We start from the raw sequence: 21,795 nt of genomic DNA, 5'->3' as shown, positions 1-21,795 counted from the left end.
GCACGCGCAGCTCAGCTCAGGCCTGGCCGGACTCCAGGACTTCCAGCGCGTACTTCAGGTCCTGCGGGTACTCGCTGGTCACGGTGACCCGTTCCCCGGTCCGGGGATGGTCGAAGGACAGCTGCCGGGCGTGCAGCCACTGCCGGGTCAGGCCCAGCGTCGCGGCGAGCCTCGGATCGGCGCCGTAGGTCAGGTCCCCGGCGCAGGGGTGGCGCAGCGCGGAGAAATGCACGCGGATCTGGTGGGTGCGGCCGGTCTCCAGATGTACCTCCACCAGCGAGGCCTTGCCGAACGCTTCGAGCACCTCGTAGTGCGTCACGGAGTCCCGGCCGTCCTCGATCACGGCGAAGCGCCAGTCGTGGCCCGGGTGCCGGCCGATCGGCGCGTCGATGGTGCCGGCCAGCGGGTCGGGCAGGCCCTGCACGACGGCGTGGTAGACCTTGTCCACCGTGCGTTCCTTGAAGGCCCGCTTGAGCGCCGTGTAGGCGTTCTCGGTCTTGGCGACCACCATGACGCCGGAGGTGCCGACGTCGAGCCGGTGGACGATCCCGGCGCGTTCGGGCGAACCCGAGGTGGAGATCCGGTAGCCGGCGCCGGCGAGGCCGCCCACCACCGTGGGACCCACCCAGCCCGGAGAGGGGTGCGCGGCCACGCCGACCGGTTTGTCGACGACGACGAACTCGTCGTCGTCGAGCAGGATCAACAGGTCTTCCACGACTTCCTCCACAACTTCGAGCGGGTCCCGGCGCTGCGGGATGACGACGTCGAGCGCGCCGCCGGCGCTGAGCTTCAGGGATTTCCCCACAGCCTGGCCGCCGCTGCGGACATGGCCCTCGGCGATCAGGGCGGCGGCCTGGGACCGCGAGACGCCCATCAGTTTCGCCAGGCCGGCGTCCACCCGGACCCCGGCGAGTTCCTCCGGCACGGTGAAGTGCCGTTCCTGCGGCAGTCCGGGCTCAGACATGGTTCTCCGTCGCCGCGGGCCCGGCGTCCGCCTGGTCCTTGCGCGGGTGCAGGCGGGAGCCGTCGAGGCTGACCCCGCGCAGCGTCAGCAGGCAGATGATGACCACCGAGGACACCACCGCGGAGTCGGCGATGTTGAAGATCGCGAAGTTCGGCAGCTGGATGAAGTCCACGACGTGGCCCATCGCGAACGAGGGCTCGCGGAAGAGCCGGTCCGTGAGGTTGCCCAGCGCCCCGCCGAGCAGCAGGCCGAGGGCCAGCGCCCACCAGGCCGAGCCGAGCCTGCGCAGCTGCAGCAGGATGGCGACGGACACGGCGGTCATGATGATGGTGAAGACCCAGGTGACGTTCTCGCCGATGGAGAATGCCGCGCCGGAGTTGCGGATGTAGTACCAGTGCAGCAGGGGCGGCAGCACCGGGATCCGCTCCCCCTCGGTCATGGTGGACGTGACCCAGAGTTTGGTGAGCTGGTCGAAGGCGTAGGCGAACACTGCGAACCCGGCGAACAGGGACAGCAGCAGCGCGCGGCGCGGCGTGCGCGGCGCGGCGGCTGCGGGCGCGGCCGGCGCGGGTGCGGCCGGCGCGGCGTCCGCCGGCCGGGCGGCGTCAGGGGTTGGTGCGTCAGTCATGGTGCTTTCGTTCCGGTACCGGGAGTGGAGTGCCGCCGGCGGCCGCGGGGTGGGCGGCGGCAGCTGAGGCGGCGGTTAATGCCAAAAGCCGGCGGCCGAGGAGTCCTCAGCCACCGGCTTTCAGAATACGGGTAAAACGTCCTAGCTGGCTTCGACCTCGGGGGCCGCGACCGAACCGCGGGCGTCCAGGTCGCGCAGCTGGCCTTCGATGTAGGCCTTCAGGCGGGAGCGGTAGTCGCGCTCGAAGCCGCGCAGCTGCTCGACCTTGCGCTCCAGCACGGAGCGCTGCTGCTCGAGTGCGCCGAGGATCTTGCGGGACTTCTCCTGCGCGTCGTTGACCAGGCTGCTGGCTTCGATCTGCGCCTCGGCGATGATCTTGTCACGCTGCTGCTCGCCGTCGGCGACGTGCTTGTCGTGCATCTGCTGCGCCATGGCCAGCAGGCCGGCGGCGGATTCGGCGGAAGCGGTGGCGGCCACGGGGGCCGGGGCTGCTGCCGGGGCGGGAGCCTTCTCGGCTTCCTTCTTCTTTGCGGCTTCAGCTGCTTCGGCGGCCTTGGCCTCGGCTTCTGCCTTGGCGCGGTCTTCCTTTTCGGCCTTGACGGGTGCCGGCACCTTTTCGACCACGGGGGCAGCAGCGGCGGAGCTGGCGGCCGTGCCGGAACCGGCTTCGGCGAGCTTCTTGCGCAGCTCGTCGTTCTCCTGGTTCAGGCGTCGCAGTTCGACGACGATCTCGTCCAGGAAGTCATCAACCTCGTCCTGGTCGTAGCCTTCGCGGAACTTGGTCGGCTGAAAGCGCTTGTTGACAACGTCTTCTGGCGTCAAAGCCATCTGGTCACCTCGTTGGTCTAGTTAGTCAGGAGGCCTTCCGGCCGTCAAAACTACGGTACCTAAATTTGGTCTGGTTCCTCTAATTCAACACCGCAGTGTCAAACCGGAGTTTTATATCTTTAGCGAAAAAATGCGGGCCCGCCCGGCCGGTCACCCGGCGATCGACTGGGTCACGGTGAAGTACCGGGCAATGCCCATGGCCACGGAGACGGCCAGGAAGAGCACCAGGAACGCGAGGTCCAGCGAGATGCCGCCCAGGCGCAGCGGCGGCAGCACCCGGCCGAGCAGTTTCAACGGCCGGTCGGTGACCGAGTACACGGCGTGGGCCGTGACCAGCGCTGCGCCCCGGGGGCGCCAGCTGCGGGCGAACATCTGGACCCAGTCGAAGATCAGCCGGATGATCAGCGCCACGAAAAACAGCAGCAGGGCGATATAGGCAAGTCCGAAAACAATTCCCATGAGCTAACTCAAATCTCCATGATCATTCCGGATACCGCGGTGTCCTGACAGTCGTTACGCATCTATTCCAACACGGATCTCCAGCACGGATGCCAGGCGGGTTTCCCCGCCTGGCATCCTGAACCCGGTTCCGGGCTAGCTCTGGTTGAAGAAACTGGCCTGGGTTTCGCTGATCTTCTTGTCATCGCCGATCACTTCGACGTACGAGGGCGAGAGCAGGAACACCTTGTTGGTCACGCGCTCGATGCTGCCGCGCAGGCCGAAGACGAGGCCGGCGGAGAAATCGACCAGCCGCTTGGCGTCGGCCTCCCCCATGTCGGTGACGTTCATGATGACGGGGATCCCGTCACGGAAGCTTTCGCCGATCAGCTTGGCGTCGTTGTAGGACCGCGGGTGGATCGTCGTGATCTGCCGCAGGCCGGTGGTCTCTTCGCGGCCGGCGGCCGCTCGCTTGATGGGTGTCACGGGTGCGCGGTATTCCTCTTCAGCGGCGTAGGACTCTTCCCTGGGGGCTTCACGGACCGGGGCCGGCGCGCGGCGTTCCTCACGGTCGTGCTCCATGGGTTCGTCCTCATCCTTGTGCGGGGCGTGGTGCTCGGACTCGTAGTGTTCGTCGCCGTCAGCGAGCCCAAGATAGATCATTGTCTTGCGCAGAGCGCCAGCCATGGTCGACTCCTAATCGTGTCCGTTTTGCGGGCCGCTCAGTCACTGCTCTTGGAATCCCCGCCATTACCTTCCAATACGTTGAACCTACCGCACGGCCGGGCGGGGACCGAGAATATCCGAGCCAATGCGTAGGTGTGTCGCCCCGGACCGGACGGCCTGCTCCAGGTCCTGGCTCATGCCGGCGGAGATGCCCGTGGCGCCCGGGTGGCCGGCGCGGAGCCGGGCGGAAATTTCCGCGAGCCTTTCGAAGGCCGGCCCCGGGTCCGCCCCGAGCGGCGCCACCGCCATCACGCCGGCCAGCCGCAGCCCGTCCGCGGCGGCAACCCGGTCGGCCAGGTCGGCGACGTCGGCGGGAAGCGCCCCGCCCCGGTGCCCGCCGGCGGCCGTGTCCAGGCTGACCTGGATGAAGCACTCCAAGTCCGTTCGGCCGGTGCGGTCCTGCTCCGCGCGGACCGCTTTGGCCAGCGCGTCGACCAGTTGCGGCCGGTCCACGGAGTGCACGGCGTGGGCGTACCTGACGACCGACTTGGCCTTGTTGCTTTGAAGCTGGCCGATGAAATGCCAGTGCAGCGGCAGCTCCTGCAGTCGGGCGGCCTTGTCGGCGGCCTCCTGGTCGCGGTTTTCGCCGACGTCGGTGACGCCGAGGGAAGCCAGCCGTGCGACGTCCTCGGCCGGATGGAACTTGGTGACCACGATCAGGCGGGGCGCCGCATCCCGGCGACCCGCCGAAGCCATGGCGGCATCGATCCGCTCCCCCACCGCCTGCAGGCGGCCGGCGAGCTGGGCGCGGCGGGGGTCCTCCGCCGGTCCCCCCGGAGCGCTGCCCAACGCGCCGCTCATCCGGCCACCGCCGCGGCGGCCGGGGCGGTGGTCCACGCGAGCCCGGCGAACCGGCCGGTGTGCTGGTTGCGCCGGTAGGAGTAAAGGTCCTCGTCCTCCCTGGTGCAACCTCCGGAGTATTCGACCGTGACGCCCTCGTCGGAGAGCTGGCTGCGGACCCCGGCCGGCAGGTCCAGCCCCGGGGTGCCCTGGGCGGTGGTGCACCAGGCGTCAGGGACGATGGCTGCGACGTCGGCACGCATTCCCTCGGGGACTTCGTAGCACCGGCCGCAGATGGACGGCCCGATCCAGGCGCTGAGGCCGGTGGCGCCGAGGGCACGCATCCGCGCGGCCGCGGCGGGGACCACGCCCGCGGCCAGGCCGGGCCGCCCCGCGTGGACGACGGCGAGGACCGGGCCGGCGCCGTGGGCCCGGTCGCCCACGAGAACCACCGGCACGCAGTCGGCCACCATGACCGCCAACGGTTCCCCGGTGGAGACCAGCGCGTCGGCGGTGGGCGCCTCCTCCGGTGCGTCGTTCTCGGCCAGGACCACGGTGTTGCCGTGGACCTGGTTCATGAACCGGAAGCCGCTGGACCCGAGCCCGGCGGCATCCGCGAGCCGGCCGCGCCGCCGGCGGACCGCCTCGGGGTCGTCGCCGACGTGGAGCGCCAGGTTGCCGGCGGCGGCATTGGTAAAGGCCACCCAGACCCCCGGCCGCACTTCAGACCGCCACGAGAACATTCAGCACACCGTCATTTCAGGAGCCGCCACTTCACAAACTGCCAACAAAGCCATACCGACCACCGTATCCCGCCGCAACGCACGATGGCACCGCCCGGAGGCGGTGCCATCGTGTTCCGGGCCGCTGGGCCGCGGGTTACTTCAGGAAATCGGGCACGTCCAGGTCGTCCGAGTGGCGGCCGGAGAGGTCGGGCTCGACGACGGACGGCAGGTCCACGTCGAAGCCGGAATCCGCCGGAACGGCCGAGGGGCGCTGCTGGCCCCAGCTGCCCAGGCCGGAGGCGCCGACGCCGGCGTGCATCGGCTGGGCCGGTGCCGAGGCGGGAGCCTGGGCCGGAGCCGGGGCGGGGGCCGCGGGGCGTGCCGGGGCGGGCTGGGACTGGTCCATCGACGGCGAGGTGGCCTTGACGTCGTCGAACCCCGCCGCGATCACGGTGACGCGGGCCTCGTCCCCGAGGGCGTCGTCGATCACGGCGCCGAAGATGATGTTCGCCTCCGGGTGGGCGACTTCCTGCACCAGGCGGGCGGCCTCGTTGATCTCGAAGAGGCCGAGGTCCGAACCGCCCTGGATGGACAGCAGGACGCCGTGGGCGCCGTCGATCGAGGCCTCCAGCAGCGGCGATGCGATGGCGAGTTCGGCGGCCTTGACGGCACGGTCCTCGCCGCGGGCCGAGCCGATGCCCATCAGGGCGGAGCCGGCGCCCTGCATGACGGACTTGACGTCCGCGAAGTCGAGGTTGATCAGGCCGGGGGTGGTGATCAGGTCGGTGATGCCCTGGACACCGGAGAGCAGGACCTGGTCCGCGGAGCGGAAGGCGTCCAGCACCGAGACGTTGCGGTCGCTGATGGACAGCAGTCGGTCGTTCGGGATGACGATCAGCGTGTCGACCTCGTCGCGCAGGGCGTCGATGCCGGCTTCGGCGGAGCCGGCACGGCGGCGGCCCTCGAAGGTGAAGGGGCGGGTGACGACGCCGATGGTCAGGGCGCCGAGCGAGCGGGCGATGCGGGCCACGACGGGCGCGCCGCCGGTGCCGGTGCCGCCGCCTTCGCCGGCGGTGACGAAGACCATGTCCGCTCCGCGGAGCACTTCCTCGATCTCGTCGGCGTGGTCCTCCGCGGCCTGCCGGCCGACCTCAGGATTCGCACCGGCCCCCAGGCCACGGGTCAGCTCGCGTCCGACGTCGAGCTTGACGTCCGCGTCGGACATCAGCAGCGCCTGCGCGTCGGTGTTGATGGCGATGAATTCGACGCCGCGGAGACCGACCTCAATCATGCGGTTGACTGCGTTCACGCCACCGCCGCCGATGCCGACGACCTTGATGACGGCCAAGTAATTCTGCGGAGCTGCCACGTTACGTGTCCCTTGTTCGTGTTCTATTGCGAAAACTGATGGAGTCAAGCTTGAAGCCTTGAACCTTAACCTTCCACTTGAAGGTTATAGTTATGTCAAGTAACTCATGCCTGTGACGCTATTTCCTCTGCCGGGGACATTCAATAACCGGCTCCGCGTGTCGCGGGAATACCGGGTAAATGCCGGGTAAATGACCCAGGACCACCGACTACCGGGTCACCGGGTGGCGCGGGACGCTCACGTCGTACACCGCAACCGGGTTCTTGGGGTCCGCCGGTACCTTCAACAGCGCCGCCAGCACCCGGGCCTTGAGTTCCCTCTCCCCCGCGTTGCCCCAGACGACCGTCTGGCCGTCGACGAGCTTGAGCGACACGGCGTCGGCCGACTTCGCCGACGCATCGGAGAGCCGGGCCAGGACGTCCGGCGGAAGGGCGCCCAGGACGGCGGTGATGGCGTGGAACAGGTCTTTCGGCAGCGTGCCGCGGCCGCCGTCAATGACCGGCAGCTTCACCTTGTCCGGCGTCTTGGTGGTGCTGAGCTGGACACCGTCGACGTCGACCAGCTGGTAGGTGGCGGCCTGCTTCACCAGCGCCACGGGCACGCGTTCGGTGATCCGGACCTGGAGGGTGGACGGCGGCCGGGCCTGGGTGCTGACCGCCTTGACCTGGACGAGCGGACGCAGCAGCCGGGTGACTTCCTCGTCGCTGACCTGCGGCAGCGGCTTGCCCTGCAGCGGGGCAAGGGCGGCCTTGACCTGGTCGGGTTTGAGCATCCGGGTGCCCTCCACCGTGACGGAGTGCACCGCCAGCCACGGCGAGTACACCGCGGCCGCGATGATGGCCGCGACCAGGACGGTGAGGGCGGCCAGCGTGCCCAGGATGACCCGGCGCCGCCGCTTGGCGCGGGGCTCCGGGAAGGCCAGAACGTTGCCGCGCGGCTCCGGGGCACCGGATCCCGCTGAGGGCGCGGAGGCGCCGGGCGCGGCGGGGCCGGGGTCGGCCTTGGAGGCGGAAATGACCTCGTCCGCGCTGCCCGCGGGCCGGGCCGGGCCGGACCCGCGCGGGCCGGTCGGGTAGCCGGGCCGGCGTGTGCTAGGCACCGGGAGTCCCTGCTTCCGGCGCGTCGCCGCCGAGCCCGCTGTCGTTGGGCGCGCTGTCGTTGAGCCCGCTCTTGTTGAGCGCGGCGACGATCAGGGGGCCGTAGGCGGTCACGTCGCCGGCGCCGGCCGTGAGCACGATGTCCCCGGCCTCCGCGGCAGCGAGCACGGCCCGAACTGCGTCGTCGCCGGGGCCGACGAGGTGCCCGTGCGGGCCGAGGTGGTCGGCGATCAGCTGGCTGGTGACGCCCGGGATCGGGTCTTCGCGGGCCGGGTAGATCTCCAGCACCAGGGCCGTGTCGGCGGCGTTGAGGGCTTCGGCGAACTCGTGCGCGAACTCGCGGGTGCGGGAGAACAGGTGCGGCTGGAAGAGCACGTGGAGCCGGCGGTCACCGGCGACGGAGCGGGCGGCGGCGAGGGCGGCGCGCACTTCCGTGGGGTGGTGGGCGTAGTCGTCGTAGACCCGCACGCCCCGGCCCTCGCCCTTGTATTCGAAGCGCCGGGAGGCGCCGGAGAAGTGGGCCAGCGCGCCGGCGGCCGTGTCCGGGTCGACGCCGAGTTCCAGGGCGACCGCGAAGGCCGCGGCGGCGTTGAGCGCGTTGTGCCGGCCGGGGACCTGGAGCGCGACGGCGTAGCGTCCCGCCGGCGTCGAGATCCAGACCCCGTCCGGGCCGTCGTCGTGCAGCCGCACGTCGGAGTCCGGGGGGGTGCCGTAGAGCACCACGCGGGTGTTGCCGCGGTCCCGGGTGCGCTTTGCCAGGGCGCGGGCGCCGTCGTCGTCGGCGCAGGCCACCAGCAGACCGTCCGCGGGCAGCAGTTCGGTGAAGCGGTCGAAGGAGGCGTAGACCGCCTCGGCGGTGCCGTAGAAGTCCAGGTGGTCCGGTTCGACGTTGGTGACCACCTCGATCCGCGGGCGGTAATTGAGGAAGGACCCGTCTGATTCGTCGGCCTCCGCGATGAACACCGAGGAGCTTCCGGAGGCGGCGTTGACGCCCAGCGCCGGAACGTTGGCGCCGATCGCGAAGGACGGGTCCAGGCCGGCGCCCTGCAGCAGCACGGTGATCATCGACGTCGTCGTGGTCTTGCCGTGCGTGCCCGCCACTGTCACGGCCGTGTCCTGCGCCATGGCGGCGGCCAGGGCCTCGGAGCGGTGCAGCACCGGCAGGCCGGCGGCGCGGGCCGCGGCCAGCTCGGGGTTGTCCGGCCGGATCGCGGAGCCGGCCACGACGGTCTGGGCGTCGGCCAGGTTGGCGGCATCGTAGCCGACGGCGATCCTTGCGCCGGCGGCGGCCAGGTCGGCCATGACCGGCAGGTCCTTGGCGTCGGAGCCGCTGACCGGGACCCCGCGGGCGGCCATGATCCGGGCCACGGCGGACATGCCGACGCCGCCAATGCCGATGAAGTGCACCCGGCCCAGGGACTCCTGGGTGCGGGCCGCGGTCGGGGTGCCGTGGGGGGCCTGGGTCATTGCTGTTCCGTTTCCTGCCTGCTGGTCGAAGTCTGTGCTGTCCGCGCCGCTGTCCGCGCGGCCGGCGTCCGGGCCGCTAGTGGCCATTGGAACCGCCGCCTGCCGCGTCCAGGACGAGGGCTGCCATCCGCCGGTCGGCGTCCCGGATGCCCTGTTGCCGGGCTGCGGCGGCCATCCGGTCCAGCCGCTCCGGCTCGCGCAGCAGCGGGATGACCTGGGCGCTGATCCAGTCGGCGTCGAACGCGGCGTCATCGACCAGCAGCGCGGCGCCGGCGTCCACGAGGCCGGCGGCGTTCAGGGCCTGCTCGCCGTTGCCGATCGGCAGCGGAACGAAGACGGCCGGCACGCCGACGGCGGCCACCTCGCAGACGGTGGCGGCGCCGGAACGGGCCAGCAGCAGGTCGGCGGCGGCGTAGACCGTTTCCATCCCGTCGACGTATTCGACCTGGCGGTACCCGGGGGCGGCCAGCGGCCGGCCCTCGGCGTCGTGGACGGTCTTGCCGCGGCCGGTGATGTGCAGGGTCTGGATGCCGGCGGCGCCCAGGGCTTCGGCGGCGGCGGCCATGGCACGGTTGATGCTCTGCGCGCCGGAGGAGCCGCCGGTGACGATCAGCGTGGGTTTGTCCTGGTCCAGGCCCAGGGCGGTGCGCGCGGCGTTACGGGCCGCGGCCCGGTCCAGGCCGGAGATCTCCCGCCGCATCGGCATTCCGACGTGCTGGGCGCCGCGGAGCCGGGTGCCCGCGAACGCGACGGCGACGTGGCGGCTCAGCCGGGCGCCGACGCGGTTGGCCAGTCCCGGCCGGGTGTTGGCCTCGTGCACCACGATGGGAATCCGGCGGCGCCGGGCGGCCAGGTAGAGCGGGGTGCAGACGTACCCGCCGACGCCGACCAGCACGTCCGCCCCGGCATCGTCGAGGATGGCGCCGGCCTGGCGGACGGCTCCGGCCAGCTTGCCGGGCAGCCGCAGCAGCTCCAGCGACGGCTTGCGCGGGAACGGGACCTTGCTGACGGTGGCCAGCTCCAGTCCCGCGGCGGGCACCAGGCGCTGCTCCATGCCGCCGGGGGTGCCCACGGCCAGCAGGCGGGCCTCCGGCCGGGCCTCCAGGAGGGCGTTGGCGATGGCCAGCAGCGGGCTGATGTGCCCGGCGGTGCCGCCGCCGGCAAGGACGACGGACAGGGGTGACTCGGTGTTCATGGAGGCTAGCTGCGCTTTCGTGCGGGGTTCTTGGGGGCGGGGGTCCTGGTGCCGGGCTTCCGGGCGGCGGCACCCGGGGCCGTGCCCGGGCCAGCCGTGCCGGCTGCTTTCGCCGGGGCGGCAGCCTTGCCCGGGGCTGGAGCCTTGCCCCGGGCGGGGGTCTTGCGGCCGGCGGGGGCCTTGGCGGCGCGCCTGGCCGCGGCCTGCCGGCGGAGCACCCGGGCGAAACCGGCGGGGCCGAACCGGGTCAGTCCGTTCGGTTGCATGTTCGGGGCCATCTGGGCCCGGGCGAGGGACAGCACGACGCCGACGGCGCACAGCGACATCAGCAGGGCCGAGCCGCCGTACGAGATGAAGGGCAGCGGGACGCCGATCACGGGCGCCAGGCCGGTGACGACGGCCATGTTGACGCTGGCCTGGCCGAGCAGCCACACCATGATGGAGCCGGCCAGCACGCGGTGGAAGACGTCCTGCTGTGCCACGACCACGCGGTAGATGGCCGCGCCCAGGATAGCGAAGAGGACCAGCACGACGAGGGTGCCGACCAGGCCGAGTTCCTCGCCGATGATGGCGAAGATGAAGTCGTTGTGCGCCTCGGGGATCCAGCTGTACTTCTGCCGGCTCTGGCCCAGGCCGACGCCGAACCAGCCGCCGGAGGCGAGGCCGAACAGCCCGTTGGTGGACTGGTAGTTCAGGTCCGAGCCGTCCGCGCAGGTCTGGCCGGTCCAGGACAGGATCCGGCACATCCGGTTGGGGCTGGTGACGGCCAGGACGGTGGCGCCGAGGGCCAGGAAGGCCCCGGCGATGCCGAACAGGTAGAGCCGGACCCCGGCGAAGAACAGCGCCGCGGCGATGATGACCATGACGATCATCGCGGTGCCGAGGTCGTTGCCGGCGAGGATGAGGCCCAGCACGGCCACGGCTCCGGGCAGCACTACGGGCACGAGCGCGTGCCGCCACTGCTGCAGGAGCTTCGCCTTGCGGTCCAGCACCGTCGCCATCCACAGTGCGAGGGCCAGTTTGGCCGCCTCCGAGGGCTGGAAGGTGAACGGGCCGACGTCGATCCAGTTCTGGTTGCCCAGCGCGCTGCGCCCGATCAGGAGGACCAGGCCGAGCAGTGCGACGGCCAGGAGCATCAGCGGCCAGGCGAAGCGCCTGAGCCAGACGACGTTGACCCGGGAAAGGACGAACAGTGCGAAGACGCCGAGCGCGGCGAACCCGCCCTGTTTAAGGGCGGCCGAGTACGGGGATTCCCCGGCCGCGATCGCCTCCACGCTTGAGGCGGAGAGCACCATGAGGATGCCGATCGCGGTCAGCGCGAGGGTGGAGCCGAGGATGAGGTAGTAGGTGGAACCGTTCCGTGAGGTGCCGGTCCCTTCGAGCGCCGCCCAGAAGCGGCGGTACCAGTCCCTGACCCGGGCGGCGGGCGTGGCCGCGGCGGATGGTGCCGCGGCGGGACGGGTGGGCGTGCTGACCATTGCTACTCCTCGGTGGTCTGAGCCTGCCCTTCCACGAGCTCGCGGACAGCTTCGATGAAGGCGTCGCCACGGTGAGCATAGGAAGAGAACTGATCCATGGACGCAGCCGCCGGGGCCAGGAGCACAGTGTCCCCGGAGGTGGCCAGCTGCGCCGCCGCGGCGACGGCCCGTGCCATCACAGTCTCGCCGAAGATCGGCGAGGGGCCTGCGTCGGCATGGGCAGTTCCGGCGTTCTGCACCTCTTCAGTGTCGCCCTTGGCGTGGCCGATCACGGGGACATCCGGCGCGTGTCGCTGGAGCGAGGCCAGCAGGTCCGACGAGTCGGCGCCGATCAGCACCACGGCCTTGAGCCGGGCGGCGTTGTCCCGGACCAGGGCGTCGTAGTTCACGCCCTTGGACAGGCCGCCGGCGATCCACACCACGTTCTGGAACGCGGACAGGGACGCCGCCGCTGCGTGCGGGTTGGTGGCCTTGGAGTCGTTGATCCAAAGCACGCCCTCGTGCCGGGCGACCGGCTGGATGCGGTGGTCCCCGGGCAGGTAGTTCTGCAGGCCGAGGCGGACGGCGCCCGGCTCGACGCCGTAGGCGCGGACGAGGGCCGCGGCAGCGAGGGCGTTGGCGACCATGTGTCGCGGGGCCACGGGCCCCAGGTCGGCCAGTGCCGCCAGCTCGGCGGCGCTGTCCTTGCGTTCGGCGATGAAGGCCCGGTCCACCAGGAGGTCCTCGACCACGCCGAGCATGCTCACAGCCGGGGTGACGGTGGTGAAGCCCACCGCACGGCAGCCCTCCACGACGTCGGCGTCCTCGACCATGCGTTCGGTCTCGATCTGCTCGGCGTTGTAGATGCAGGCCTTCTGCGTGCGTTCGTAGACCTTGGCTTTGTCCGCCAGGTAGGAGTCATAGGAGCCGTGCCAGTCCACGTGGTCCTCGGCGACGTTCAGGCAGACGCTGGCGACGGGCGAGACCGTGTGGCTCCAGTGCAGCTGGAAGCTGGAGAGTTCGACGGCGAAGACGTCGTAGTCCACCGGGTCACGGAGGGCGTCGAGTATGGGCGTGCCGACGTTGCCGACGGCGATCGCCTTGAGGCCGGCGGCCTGCAGCATCGATTCGGTCAGTCCCACGGTGGTGGTCTTGCCGTTGGTTCCGGTGATGGTGACCCAGTCGGCGGTCTTGCGGCCCTGGCGTTCCCGGACGCGCCAGGCGAGTTCGACGTCGCCCCAGACCGGGATGTGCGCCCGCGCGGCGGCGGCGAGCAGGGCCTGGTCGGGCCGCCAGCCCGGCGAGGTGACGATCAATTCGGGGGCCTCGCCGTCGACCTTGGGCACCGAGGCGACGGCGTCCTGGCCGAGCAGGACGTCGGCGGCGCCGACGATCCTGAGCGTGTCCGCCTGTGCCCGGGCCTTGGCGCTGTCCGCGGCGTCGACCACGACCACGCGGGCACCGAGTTCGATCAGCGTGTCGGCGGCGGCGAAGCCGGAGATGCCGATGCCGGTGACGACCACGCGGAGCCCGGCCCAGTCGGAATCCCAGCTGGTGAGGTTCTCCAGCCGCGGCGAGCTGGCCAGCGGTGCGGGGATGTTCACAGCAGTACCACCCATTCGGCGTAGAAAATGCCCAGGCCGGCCGCGACGAAGAGCCCGCACAGGATCCAGAAGCGGACCACCACGGTGACTTCGGCCCAGCCCTTGAGCTCGAAGTGGTGTTGTAGCGGCGCCATCTTGAAGAACCGCTTGCCCTTGGTGATCTTGAAGTAGCCGACCTGGATGATCACCGAGAGGGTGATCAGGACGAAGAGGCCGCCGATGAAGGCCAGCAGCAGCTCGGTCCGGGACAGGATCGCGAAGCCGGCGACGGCGCCGCCGATCGCGAGCGAGCCGGTGTCGCCCATGAAGATCTTCGCCGGCGAGGTGTTCCACCAGAGGAACCCGACCAGTGCGGCGCTGAGGATGGCGGCGAGCAGGGCGAGGTCGAGCGGGTCCCGGACGGTGTAGCAACCGGCGCCGGCCTGGCGCGGGGAACCGCAGGACTGGTTGGACTGCCAGATTCCGATGATCGTGTAGGCGCCGAAAACCATGACCGACGCGCCGGCGGCCAGGCCGTCCAGCCCGTCGGTGAGGTTCACGCCGTTGGTGGCGGCGGTGACGATCAGGTTGGACCAGAGCACGAACAGGATCGCCCCCACCACGGTGCCGCCGAAGGCCAGGTTCAGCCACGGGATGTCCCGGACCAGGGAAATCTGGTAGGACGCCGGGGTGACGTTGTTCTCGTCCGGGAAGTTCAGCGCCAGGACGGCGAAGATGATGCCGACGGCGGCCTGCAGGATCAGTTTTGCCTTGGCGTTCAGGCCCAGGCTGCGCTGGGCCGAGATCTTGATGAAGTCGTCAAGGAACCCGACCAGGCCCATGCCGACCATGAGGAAGAGCAGCAGCAGCGCGGACGCGGACGGCCCGGGCGAGCGGGGGTTCATCATCCACATCACGAGGTGGGTGATGCCGTAGCTGACCAGCACCGCGACCACCACGACGGCGCCGCCCATGGTGGGGGTGCCGCGCTTGGTGTGGTGCGAGGTGGGTCCGTCGTCACGGATGAACTGCCCGTAGCCCTTGCGGACCAGGAAACGGATGAAGAGCGGAGTGCCCAGGAAGGACAGCAGCAGCGCCAGGCCGGAGCCCATCAGGAGTGCGATCACGGCAGCGTGCTCCCTTCGTTCCCCAGTGGGGGTAATGCTATCCGATCACCGAGGTGGCGCAGTCCGACGCTGTTGGAAGATTTGAACAGGACCAGGTCACCGGGCTCGAGCTCGGCGCGCAGGATCCCGTACGCCTCCTCCGGGGTTTCGGCGAAGAGGCATTCATCGCCCCAGGAGCCTTCGTTGACCGCGGAAACGTAGAGTGCCCGGGCCTCGCGGCCGACGACGAGCAGCCGGGAGATGTTGAGCCGGACCACCTGGGTGCCGACGGCGGTGTGCTCGCGGATGGAGTCCTCGCCCAGTTCCAGCATGGCCCCGAGCACGGCCCAGGTGCGGCGGCCGCGGCCGAGGTCCGCGAGGGTCCGCAGGGCGGCGCGCATGGATTCCGGGTTGGCGTTGTAGGCGTCATTGATGATGGTCACGCCGTCCGCCCGCTCGGTGCGTTCCATCCGCCAGCGGCTGGCGGCGGACTGGGCGCTGAGTGAGGCGGCGATCTCGGCGCCGGGGACGCCGGCGGCGTGCGCCGCCGCGGCGGCGGCCAGCAGGTTGCCGATGTGGTGGGCGCCGATCAGCTTGGCGGACACGTGGTGGCGGGCGGCGTCACCGGGCAGCACCAGGTCGAACTCGGGGCTGCCCGCGGCGTTGAGCTCGAGGTTTTCGGCCTGGACGGCGGCGGACGGGTCGGCCTGGGAGGAGAAGCCAAGAACCGTGGCGATGGTCCGTGCTGCCATCGCCGCGACGCGGGCGTCGTCGGCGTTCAGGACGGCGGTGCCGGTGGCGGGCAGGGCTTCGACCAGTTCGCCCTTGGCCAGGGCGATGTTGTCGATGCCGCCGAATTCGCCTGCGTGCGCGGTGCCGACGAAGAGGACAACGCCGATCTCGGGGCGGACCATGTCCGCGAGGTAGCGGATGTGGCCGACGCCGGTGGCGCCCATCTCGATCACGAGGTACCTGGTCTCGTAGACGGCCTTGAAGACGGTCAGCGGGACGCCGACTTCGCCGTTGTAGGAGCCCTGCGGTGAGATGGTCTCGCCCCGTCCTGCGAGGATGCCGGCCAGCAGGTCCTTGGTGGTGGTCTTGCCGGCGGAGCCGGTGATGCCGATGACGGTGAAGTCCTCCCCCGCGGCCGCACGGCGGGCGCGGATCCGGCGGACGGCCTCGGCGGCGAGGGCGCCCATGGCGAGCACGGAGTCCTTGACGACGACGGCGGGGAAAGGCTGGCCGTCGGCGGCCGCGGTGTCCCGTTCCACGAGGGCCAGGACGGCTCCGCGGTCGAAGGCGGCGCCGACGAAATCGTGGCCGTCGGCGGCCTCCCCCGGCTTGGCCACATAGAGGGAACCCGCCGTGGCTTCGCGGGAGTCGGTGACCACGGAGGCGGGCGTGATGCCCGGGTCCGCGGCCAGCCGGCCGTTGGTTATCTCGGCGATTTCCGCCGCAGTAAATGCAATCATCTCGGTTTAGGACTCTATCCGCTGGTCATCGAGAACGGTGAATCCTCGGGCTGTCAAGGCGTTCCGGAGCTCCACCCGGTCATCGAGCGCCAGGTTGACGCCCTTGACCTCCTGCCAGACCTCGTGGCCGCGGCCTGCGACCAGGATGGTGTCCGCCGGGGCGGCCAGTTCCACGGCCTTGGCGATGGCGGCGTCGCGGGGGAAGACTTCCAGGACGGTGCAGCCGAGCCCTTCGGCGGCCTTGGCCTCCAGCGCACCGGCCAGCACGTCGGCGCGGATGGCGGCGGCGTCCTCGTCGTGCGGGTCGTCGTCGCTGACGATCACGGTGTCCGCGAGCCGGGCGGCGATGGCACCCATGGCCGGGCGTTTGCCCTGGTCGCGCTGGCCGGTGGCGCCGAAAACGATGATGACCTTGGCCTCCGGCTCCGGGGAGCGCACGGCCTCCAGGGCACGGGCGAGGGCGTCGGGGTTGTGGGCGAAGTCCACGACGGCGGCCGGCGCCGTCGCGACGAGCTGCATGCGGCCCGGGACCGCGACCGTGAACGGGTCGGCGGCGTCCAGGGCGGACTGCACCTCGGCGGCGGTGCTGCCGCCGGCCAGGACCATGGCGGCGGCCAGGGCCGCGTTGGCGACGTTGAAGCTGCCGGGCAGGCCGGTGTGCAGGCGGAGTTCCGTCCCGTCGCGGTGCCGGAGGCCGAATTCGGTGCCGAGCCCGCGGGGCCGCGGGTCGACCACGGTCCAGTCCGCCGCACCGGTTCCGGGCACGGTGGCCAGGGTGGTCACCGGGATGTCGGTCTGGTCGGCTAACCGGCGGCCCCACTCGTCGTCGACGGTCACGACGGCGGCGCGGGCCCGCTCGGCAGTGAAGAGCCGGGCCTTGGTCTCGAAGTACTCCTCCATGGTCCCATGCAGGTCCAGGTGGTCCTGGGTCAGGTTGGTGAAGCCGGCGACGTCGAAGACGACACCGTCGACGCGGTGGAACGAGATCGCGTGCGAGGAGACCTCCATCGAGGCGGCATCGAGGCCGCGTTCCCGCATGAGGGCCAGCAGGGCGTGGACGTCGGTGGATTCGGGGGTGGTGAGCAGGCTGGGGATCGGCTCCCCGCCGGCGAGGATCTCGATGGTGCCGATCAGCCCGGTCTTCCGGCCGAGGGCCCGGAGCAGGGAGTTGATGAAGTAGGTGGTGGTGGTTTTGCCGTTGGTTCCGGTCACCCCGAACAGGGCCGGGGCCGGGGCATCCTCCGGGCGGCTGCGGTAGATCAGCGAGGCGAGGCGGCCCACCAGGGCGCGGGGTTCGTCGGCCAGCAGGACCGGGACCGGGATGTCGTTGGAGAGCGCCAGCAGGCGGGCACCGGCGTCGTCCGTCAGGACTGCCACGGCACCGGCCTCCACCGCGCCGGAGACGAAGTCCGCTCCGTGGCGGGTAGCGCCCGGCAAGGCGACGTACAGGTCCCCCGGCTGCACGGTCCGTGAGTTCAGCGAGATGCCGGTGACCGGGACCTCGGCGGAGGCGCCCGGGACGACGACGCCGATCCAGCCGCCGATGGTCTCCAGCGGCACTGCGGTGACGGCCGTGGGCCGGAACGCGGAGTCCTGGCCGGACGGCGCGGCCGCTTCCTGGGCATTGAGCTCTGACAAGGCGATCTCCGTTGGTGGTGCCGGGGCAGGGCGGGCCGTGCGCGGGACATCGCCCCGCACGCAGGCCCGTCTGCGTGGAACTGGTGGTGCTGCTGGCTGGTGCTGCGTGGTGCTACTTGGCGTACTGCGGCAGCCTGACCGGCTTGCCGGTGGATGGCTCCACGTTGTAGGTCCGCAGCGTCTGGCTCATTACGGAGCGGAACACCGGCCCGTTGGTGATGCCGTAGATGCTGCCCTTGGGCCGTTGCAGGACCACTTCAACAATAAACCGCGGATCGTCCATCGGTGCCATCCCGACCATGGAGGCGGTGTAGCCGCAGAAGCCCGCCTTGCCGTCGTCGCAGGGTGATTCGGAGGTACCGGTTTTGGCGCCCACCCGGTAGCCGTCGATCGCGGCGTCCTTGATTTCGCCCTCCGTGACGGCGCTTTCCAGGATGTCGCGGACCTGCCGGGCGGTGTTCTTCGACACCACCTGCCGGCTGGGCTTGGCGGGCACCTTCTCCTCGGTGCCGTCGGGGTTGATGTAGCTGTCGATCAGGCGGGGCTGGAGCATGACGCCGTCGTTGGCGATGCTCTGGTAGGCCCGGACGGTCTGCAGGGTAGACTGCGCCACGCCCTGGCCGAACAGCACAGTGTACTGCTGGCGGCCGTCCCACTGGTCCGCGGGCGTCAGGATGCCCTTGGCCTGGGCGGGGAGTCCGATGTCCGGGGCCTCGCCGATGCCGAATTTCCTCAGCCAGTCGTACCGCTTCTGTTTGCTCAGCCGCTGCCCGACCATGACCGTGCCGGTGTTCATCGAGTAGCCGACGATCCCGGCCAGGGTGCGGCGTTCCGTGCCGTGCTCGAACGCGTCGGTGAAGGTCTGCCCGTCCACGGTGTAGGTGGGCGGGATCGTGAAGGTGTCCAGCGGCCGAGCGGTGCCCTCCTCGATCGCCGACGCGGCGGTGATCATTTTCTCCACCGAGCCCGGCTCGTAGGCGGCGGTCACGGCGCGGACGCCGCGGTCCTCGGGGGCAGCCTTACCCGGGTCGTTGGGGTCCGGGGCGTCGGTGTCCGCCATCGCGATGATGTTGCCGTTCTTGGCGTCGGCGACCACGATGATGCCCCATTCGGCGCTGAGCTTGTCCTTCTGGCTCTGGATGGCCTGCTGCGCGAAGTACTGCAGGTCGGAGTTGAGGGTGAGTTTGATGTCCTTGCCGTTGACGGCGGGGGTGAACTGGTCCACGCCGACCGGAATCCGGAGCCCGTCGGCGCCGATTTCGAAGAGCCGCTTGCCGGCCGTGCCCCGGAGCACCTCGTCCTGGGTCTGCTCCAGGCCTGCCTGCCCCGTGGTGCCGTCGCGCAGGAAGCCGACGATCCCGCCGGCGACGGAGCCGTTGGGGTAGACCCGTTTGCTGGTGCCCTCGGTCACGATGCCTGGGATCTGGAGTTTGGAGATGCGGTCTTCGACGTCGGGCCGGATGTCTTTGGCCACGATGTAGTAGCGCTGCTTGCCGGTCAGGGCGTCCTTCAGGTCGTCCCTCTTCATGCCCAGCACGGCCGCGAGTTCCTCGATGCCCTGGTCGCGCGGGATCTCGACGATGGTGTCCTTGCCGTCGACCTTCTCCAGCCGCGGAAAGGATTCGGTGTTGGTGTTGACCGTCTGGTCCACCACAACGTTGTAGCGGATCACGCTGCTGGCGAGCACGGTGCCCTTGGCGTCGAGGATGCTGCCGCGTTCGGCGGGCAGCTCGATCGGTTTGAGCCGGTTCTGCAGCGCGGCCTCGGCCATGCCTCCGACGTCGAGGCCCTGGACGAGGAAGAGTTTGCCGCCGACCACCAGCAGGAGCGAGAGCATGATGCCCAGCCCGAGCCGCAGCCGCCGGGTGGCGCTCGGCGTCGTGCGGGTGCGTGCTTTGCCGGTGTTCTGCGCCACGATGTTTCCTTGCTGCTTGCCTGGCGGGGTGCTGGTCCTGCGGTCTACTTTCCGGGGGTCTTCTGGGCCGGGGCCGGGACGGAGCCGCCGTGCAGGTCCACGGTCGGAGCCTGTGCCTTAGCCTTCGGCGCCTGTGCCTTCGGTTCCTGGGCCTTGGGTGCCTGGGCGGCGCGGCTGTCGGCCGGCTTGCGGTTCAACAGCGGCTCGTTGCCGGAGACGGAGGGGACGACGTTGACCTGCCCGGCCACGGCGGGAGCGGCGATCACCGCGCCGGGGGCGTCACCCTTGACTGCGGCCTTGGCCTTGCCGGTGACGGACAGCGTGGAAAGGTCGATCTGGCCCTTGGCCGTGGACGCCACCATACCGAGCTCGGATGCCTTGGCGGCCAGGTTCTGCGGCGCGTCAAAGTTCTGCACCTGCTGGGTCAGGTCCTGGTTCTGCTTGGTCAGGGTGGACTGCTCGGCCCGGAGCTGGACCAGCTGGTACTGGGCCGAGGACACGGAGATGTTCAGCACCAGGACGGCCATCAGGGCCAGCGCGAGGATGCCGAAGCACATGACGACGAACGGTGCCCGGCGTTTGCGCGGGACGGTGCGGACGATGGAGAGCGGGGTGCGCGACGGGCGGGACGCCGGGTGCGTGCCGGGGAGGGCACGGGCCGTCGCAGCTGTGGCAACGGGGAAGCTGTTGACGGCGGCGGTGCTCATGCGACTCTCCTGGCTTTGATGCGTTCGACGGCGCGCAGCCTGGCGGAGGCGGCACGCGGATTTTCGGCGATTTCTGCGGCGGTGGGGACTTCGGTGCCCTTGGTCAGGGTCTTGAGTTCGGCCTTGTGCTCCTCGAGTTCCACCGGGAAACCGAGCGGGGCCGAGGACTTGGAGCCGGCCTGGAAGACGCCCTTGACGATCTTGTCCTCCAGGGAGTGGTAGGACATGACGACGACACGGCCGCCGAGGGCGATCGAGGCGACAGCCGCGGGGATCGCGCGCTCGAGAACGTCGAGCTCCTCGTTGACCTCGATCCGCAGGGCCTGGAAGGTGCGCTTCGCGGGGTGTCCCCCGGTCTTGGCGGCACCGGCCGGCACCACGGCACGGATGACCTCGACGAGTTCACCGGTGGTGGCGAACGGTTTCGCTTCGCGGGCAGCGACGATCCGGTTGGCGATGCGGCCGGCGAACTTCTCCTCGCCCCACTTCCGGATGATGCGGACCAGGTCCTCTTCGCTGTAGGTGTTGACGACGTCGGCGGCGGTCTGGCCGCGGCTGGTGTCCATCCGCATGTCCAGCGGCGCGTCGAACGAGTACGCGAAGCCCCGTTCGCGCTCGTCGAGCTGCAGGGAAGAGACGCCCAGGTCCATCAGGATCCCGTGGACCTCCGTGAAGCCGAGGTCCACGAGCACGTCCGGGATTTCGTCGTAGACGGCGTGCACCAGGTCGATCCGGTCGGCGAAGGGCTCCAGCCGCTCCCCCGCGAGGGCCAGGGCTTCCTCGTCCCGGTCAATCCCGATCAGGTGAAGGTCGGGGAAGCGCTGCAGCATGGCTTCGGAGTGACCGCCCATGCCCAGCGTCGCGTCGACGGCGACCGGGGTCTCGCCGCGGCTGCGGGCGGCCTCGAAGGCGGGGGCCAACAAATTGATGCACCGGTCCTTGAGGACCGGTACATGGCGTTCGGACGTAGGCTTCGACGGGTTGGAGTCTTCGCTCATGCCTTCGTCCTTTCGCGGGGGTGGATAGCTGCGGCAAAGCCCGGGCCGGTCCCGGGCTCTTGGTGTGGCTTCTTGATCCAGATCCCCATCCGCGCCTACCCCGCGGTCCGCCTGGCTCCGGGGAAGTGAGCCAGGTGAACTGCCGGATGGGCGGCTGGAGATCTCGATCAAGAAACGTGCGCTTACTGGTGGTGCTGCGGTGGTGACGGCGCCTGCGGGCTTCAGAGAATTCCCGGGATGGCATCGTCGGTTTCCGAGAAGGCTGTTTCCTTTTCGGCGAGGTACTCGTTCCAGGCCTGGGCGTCCCAGATCTCCGCGCGGGTGCCGGCGCCGATGACGGCCAGCTCCCTGCCGAGTCCTGCGTACTCCCGGAGCGCCGGCGGAATCGTCACGCGCCCCTGCTTGTCAGGTACCTCGTCGGAGGCTCCAGAGAGGAAAACGCGGATGTAGTCACGGGCCTGCTTGGAGGAGATGGGAGCCTCCCGCATTTGCTCGTGAACCCGGCCGAATTCCGCCTCACTGAAGACGTAGATGCAACGTTCCTGGCCCCGTGTGAGAACCAGGCCGGCGGCGAGCTCCTCGCGGAACTTAGCCGGCAGGATGATTCGACCCTTTTCGTCCAGACGCGGTGAATGAGTGCCGAGAAACACGGCCCACCGCCTGTCTGTTGTAGGAAGTCCAACGTCCCCTGTGCTGCCACTA

Annotated in this window: 20 protein-coding genes; all 20 read right to left on the bottom strand. The window is 70.2% G+C overall.

Annotation, left to right across the window (positions count from 1 at the left end; genetic code table 11):
• Positions 1–16: 16 nt before the first annotated feature.
• The 20 genes from ASG71_RS15470 to mraZ all read right to left on the bottom strand — a co-directional run bounded on the left by ASG71_RS15470 (position 17) and on the right by mraZ (position 21,743).
• A complete protein-coding gene (locus ASG71_RS15470; protein ID WP_200948016.1) occupies positions 17–964 on the bottom strand; it encodes an RluA family pseudouridine synthase in 948 nt (315 codons plus the stop codon).
• A complete protein-coding gene (lspA, locus tag ASG71_RS15465; protein ID WP_056740948.1) occupies positions 957–1,592 on the bottom strand; it encodes a signal peptidase II in 636 nt (211 codons plus the stop codon). The genes ASG71_RS15470 and lspA overlap by 8 nt, the downstream gene beginning before the upstream one ends.
• A gap of 141 nt (positions 1,593–1,733) precedes the next feature.
• Positions 1,734–2,420 (bottom strand): DivIVA domain-containing protein, encoded by a 687-nt coding sequence (locus ASG71_RS15460; RefSeq protein WP_056740946.1) that lies wholly within the window; start codon positions 2,418–2,420, stop codon positions 1,734–1,736.
• A gap of 150 nt (positions 2,421–2,570) precedes the next feature.
• Positions 2,571–2,879: a YggT family protein gene (locus ASG71_RS15455; RefSeq protein WP_056740944.1), complete on the bottom strand. Its 309-nt coding sequence runs from the start codon at positions 2,877–2,879 to the stop codon at positions 2,571–2,573.
• A gap of 135 nt (positions 2,880–3,014) precedes the next feature.
• A complete protein-coding gene (locus ASG71_RS15450) occupies positions 3,015–3,545 on the bottom strand; it encodes a cell division protein SepF (protein WP_056740942.1) in 531 nt (176 codons plus the stop codon).
• Positions 3,546–3,629: 84 nt separating this feature from the next.
• Positions 3,630–4,385 (bottom strand): YggS family pyridoxal phosphate-dependent enzyme, encoded by a 756-nt coding sequence (locus ASG71_RS15445; protein WP_056740991.1) that lies wholly within the window; start codon positions 4,383–4,385, stop codon positions 3,630–3,632.
• The gene (locus ASG71_RS15440; RefSeq protein WP_056740940.1) at positions 4,382–5,107 is read right to left on the bottom strand and encodes a polyphenol oxidase family protein; all 726 of its coding nucleotides are present in this window, start codon (positions 5,105–5,107) and stop codon (positions 4,382–4,384) included. Before ASG71_RS15440 ends, ASG71_RS15445 begins: the two co-directional genes overlap by 4 nt.
• A 136-nt stretch (positions 5,108–5,243) precedes the next feature.
• A complete protein-coding gene (gene ftsZ / locus ASG71_RS15435) occupies positions 5,244–6,458 on the bottom strand; it encodes a cell division protein FtsZ (protein WP_056740938.1) in 1,215 nt (404 codons plus the stop codon).
• A 208-nt stretch (positions 6,459–6,666) separates the two neighbouring features.
• The gene (locus tag ASG71_RS15430; protein ID WP_056740936.1) at positions 6,667–7,557 is read right to left on the bottom strand and encodes a cell division protein FtsQ/DivIB; all 891 of its coding nucleotides are present in this window, start codon (positions 7,555–7,557) and stop codon (positions 6,667–6,669) included.
• Entirely contained in the window at positions 7,550–9,022 is a 1,473-nt protein-coding gene (gene murC, locus ASG71_RS15425) for a UDP-N-acetylmuramate--L-alanine ligase (RefSeq protein ID WP_082575238.1), read from the bottom strand. The genes ASG71_RS15430 and murC overlap by 8 nt, the downstream gene beginning before the upstream one ends.
• 76 nt (positions 9,023–9,098) lie before the next feature.
• A complete protein-coding gene (gene murG, locus ASG71_RS15420; RefSeq protein ID WP_056740934.1) occupies positions 9,099–10,217 on the bottom strand; it encodes an undecaprenyldiphospho-muramoylpentapeptide beta-N-acetylglucosaminyltransferase in 1,119 nt (372 codons plus the stop codon).
• A gap of 5 nt (positions 10,218–10,222) precedes the next feature.
• Positions 10,223–11,695, bottom strand: coding sequence for a putative lipid II flippase FtsW (ftsW, locus tag ASG71_RS15415; RefSeq protein WP_056740933.1), 1,473 nt, complete (start codon positions 11,693–11,695; stop codon positions 10,223–10,225).
• Positions 11,696–11,697: 2 nt separating this feature from the next.
• Positions 11,698–13,293, bottom strand: a complete 1,596-nt coding sequence (murD, locus tag ASG71_RS15410; protein WP_056740931.1) for a UDP-N-acetylmuramoyl-L-alanine--D-glutamate ligase — start codon at positions 13,291–13,293, stop codon at positions 11,698–11,700.
• The gene (mraY, locus tag ASG71_RS15405) at positions 13,275–14,384 is read right to left on the bottom strand and encodes a phospho-N-acetylmuramoyl-pentapeptide-transferase (protein WP_056740929.1); all 1,110 of its coding nucleotides are present in this window, start codon (positions 14,382–14,384) and stop codon (positions 13,275–13,277) included. The genes murD and mraY overlap by 19 nt, the downstream gene beginning before the upstream one ends.
• Entirely contained in the window at positions 14,381–15,835 is a 1,455-nt protein-coding gene (locus ASG71_RS15400) for a UDP-N-acetylmuramoyl-tripeptide--D-alanyl-D-alanine ligase (protein WP_056740926.1), read from the bottom strand. The genes mraY and ASG71_RS15400 overlap by 4 nt, the downstream gene beginning before the upstream one ends.
• 6 nt (positions 15,836–15,841) lie before the next feature.
• On the bottom strand, positions 15,842–17,473 hold the full coding sequence (locus tag ASG71_RS15395) for a UDP-N-acetylmuramoyl-L-alanyl-D-glutamate--2,6-diaminopimelate ligase (RefSeq protein WP_056740924.1): 1,632 nt from the start codon (positions 17,471–17,473) through the stop codon (positions 15,842–15,844).
• Between the two features lie 112 nt (positions 17,474–17,585).
• Positions 17,586–19,388 (bottom strand): peptidoglycan D,D-transpeptidase FtsI family protein, encoded by a 1,803-nt coding sequence (locus ASG71_RS15390; protein WP_056740922.1) that lies wholly within the window; start codon positions 19,386–19,388, stop codon positions 17,586–17,588.
• A gap of 44 nt (positions 19,389–19,432) precedes the next feature.
• Complete coding sequence (locus ASG71_RS15385; RefSeq protein WP_056740920.1) at positions 19,433–20,095, bottom strand: hypothetical protein; 663 nt, start codon at positions 20,093–20,095, stop codon at positions 19,433–19,435.
• Positions 20,092–21,093 carry a 16S rRNA (cytosine(1402)-N(4))-methyltransferase RsmH gene (rsmH, locus tag ASG71_RS15380; protein ID WP_056740917.1) on the bottom strand — a complete coding sequence of 334 codons (1,002 nt, stop codon included), beginning with the start codon at positions 21,091–21,093 and terminating at the stop codon, positions 20,092–20,094. Before rsmH ends, ASG71_RS15385 begins: the two co-directional genes overlap by 4 nt.
• Before the next feature lie 221 nt (positions 21,094–21,314).
• A complete protein-coding gene (gene mraZ / locus ASG71_RS15375; protein WP_056740915.1) occupies positions 21,315–21,743 on the bottom strand; it encodes a division/cell wall cluster transcriptional repressor MraZ in 429 nt (142 codons plus the stop codon).
• Positions 21,744–21,795 lie beyond the last annotated feature (52 nt).

The organism is Arthrobacter sp. Soil763, assembly GCF_001428365.1.
In the GTDB taxonomy this organism is placed as follows: Bacteria; Actinomycetota; Actinomycetes; order Actinomycetales; family Micrococcaceae; genus Arthrobacter.
The sequence above is the reverse complement of the archived record's forward strand: the minus strand, read 5'-3'. Positions and strand labels throughout refer to the sequence as shown.

What these genes read in the sequence shown, in the direction of transcription:
- ASG71_RS15455 (WP_056740944.1), bottom strand. Translation starts at nt 2,879, where the DNA reads ATGGGAATTGTTTTCGGACTTGCCTATATCGCCCTGCTGCTGTTTTTC.
- ASG71_RS15440 (WP_056740940.1), bottom strand. Translation starts at nt 5,107, where the DNA reads ATGTTCTCGTGGCGGTCTGAAGTGCGGCCGGGGGTCTGGGTGGCCTTT.
- lspA (WP_056740948.1), bottom strand. Translation starts at nt 1,592, where the DNA reads ATGACTGACGCACCAACCCCTGACGCCGCCCGGCCGGCGGACGCCGCG.
- murD (WP_056740931.1), bottom strand. Translation starts at nt 13,293, where the DNA reads ATGGGTGGTACTGCTGTGAACATCCCCGCACCGCTGGCCAGCTCGCCG.
- ASG71_RS15385 (WP_056740920.1), bottom strand. Translation starts at nt 20,095, where the DNA reads ATGAGCACCGCCGCCGTCAACAGCTTCCCCGTTGCCACAGCTGCGACG.
- ASG71_RS15450 (WP_056740942.1), bottom strand. Translation starts at nt 3,545, where the DNA reads ATGGCTGGCGCTCTGCGCAAGACAATGATCTATCTTGGGCTCGCTGAC.
- ASG71_RS15460 (WP_056740946.1), bottom strand. Translation starts at nt 2,420, where the DNA reads ATGGCTTTGACGCCAGAAGACGTTGTCAACAAGCGCTTTCAGCCGACC.
- rsmH (WP_056740917.1), bottom strand. Translation starts at nt 21,093, where the DNA reads ATGAGCGAAGACTCCAACCCGTCGAAGCCTACGTCCGAACGCCATGTA.
- murG (WP_056740934.1), bottom strand. Translation starts at nt 10,217, where the DNA reads ATGAACACCGAGTCACCCCTGTCCGTCGTCCTTGCCGGCGGCGGCACC.
- ASG71_RS15400 (WP_056740926.1), bottom strand. Translation starts at nt 15,835, where the DNA reads ATGATTGCATTTACTGCGGCGGAAATCGCCGAGATAACCAACGGCCGG.
- ftsW (WP_056740933.1), bottom strand. Translation starts at nt 11,695, where the DNA reads ATGGTCAGCACGCCCACCCGTCCCGCCGCGGCACCATCCGCCGCGGCC.
- ASG71_RS15470 (WP_200948016.1), bottom strand. Translation starts at nt 964, where the DNA reads ATGTCTGAGCCCGGACTGCCGCAGGAACGGCACTTCACCGTGCCGGAG.
- ASG71_RS15445 (WP_056740991.1), bottom strand. Translation starts at nt 4,385, where the DNA reads ATGAGCGGCGCGTTGGGCAGCGCTCCGGGGGGACCGGCGGAGGACCCC.
- murC (WP_082575238.1), bottom strand. Translation starts at nt 9,022, where the DNA reads ATGACCCAGGCCCCCCACGGCACCCCGACCGCGGCCCGCACCCAGGAG.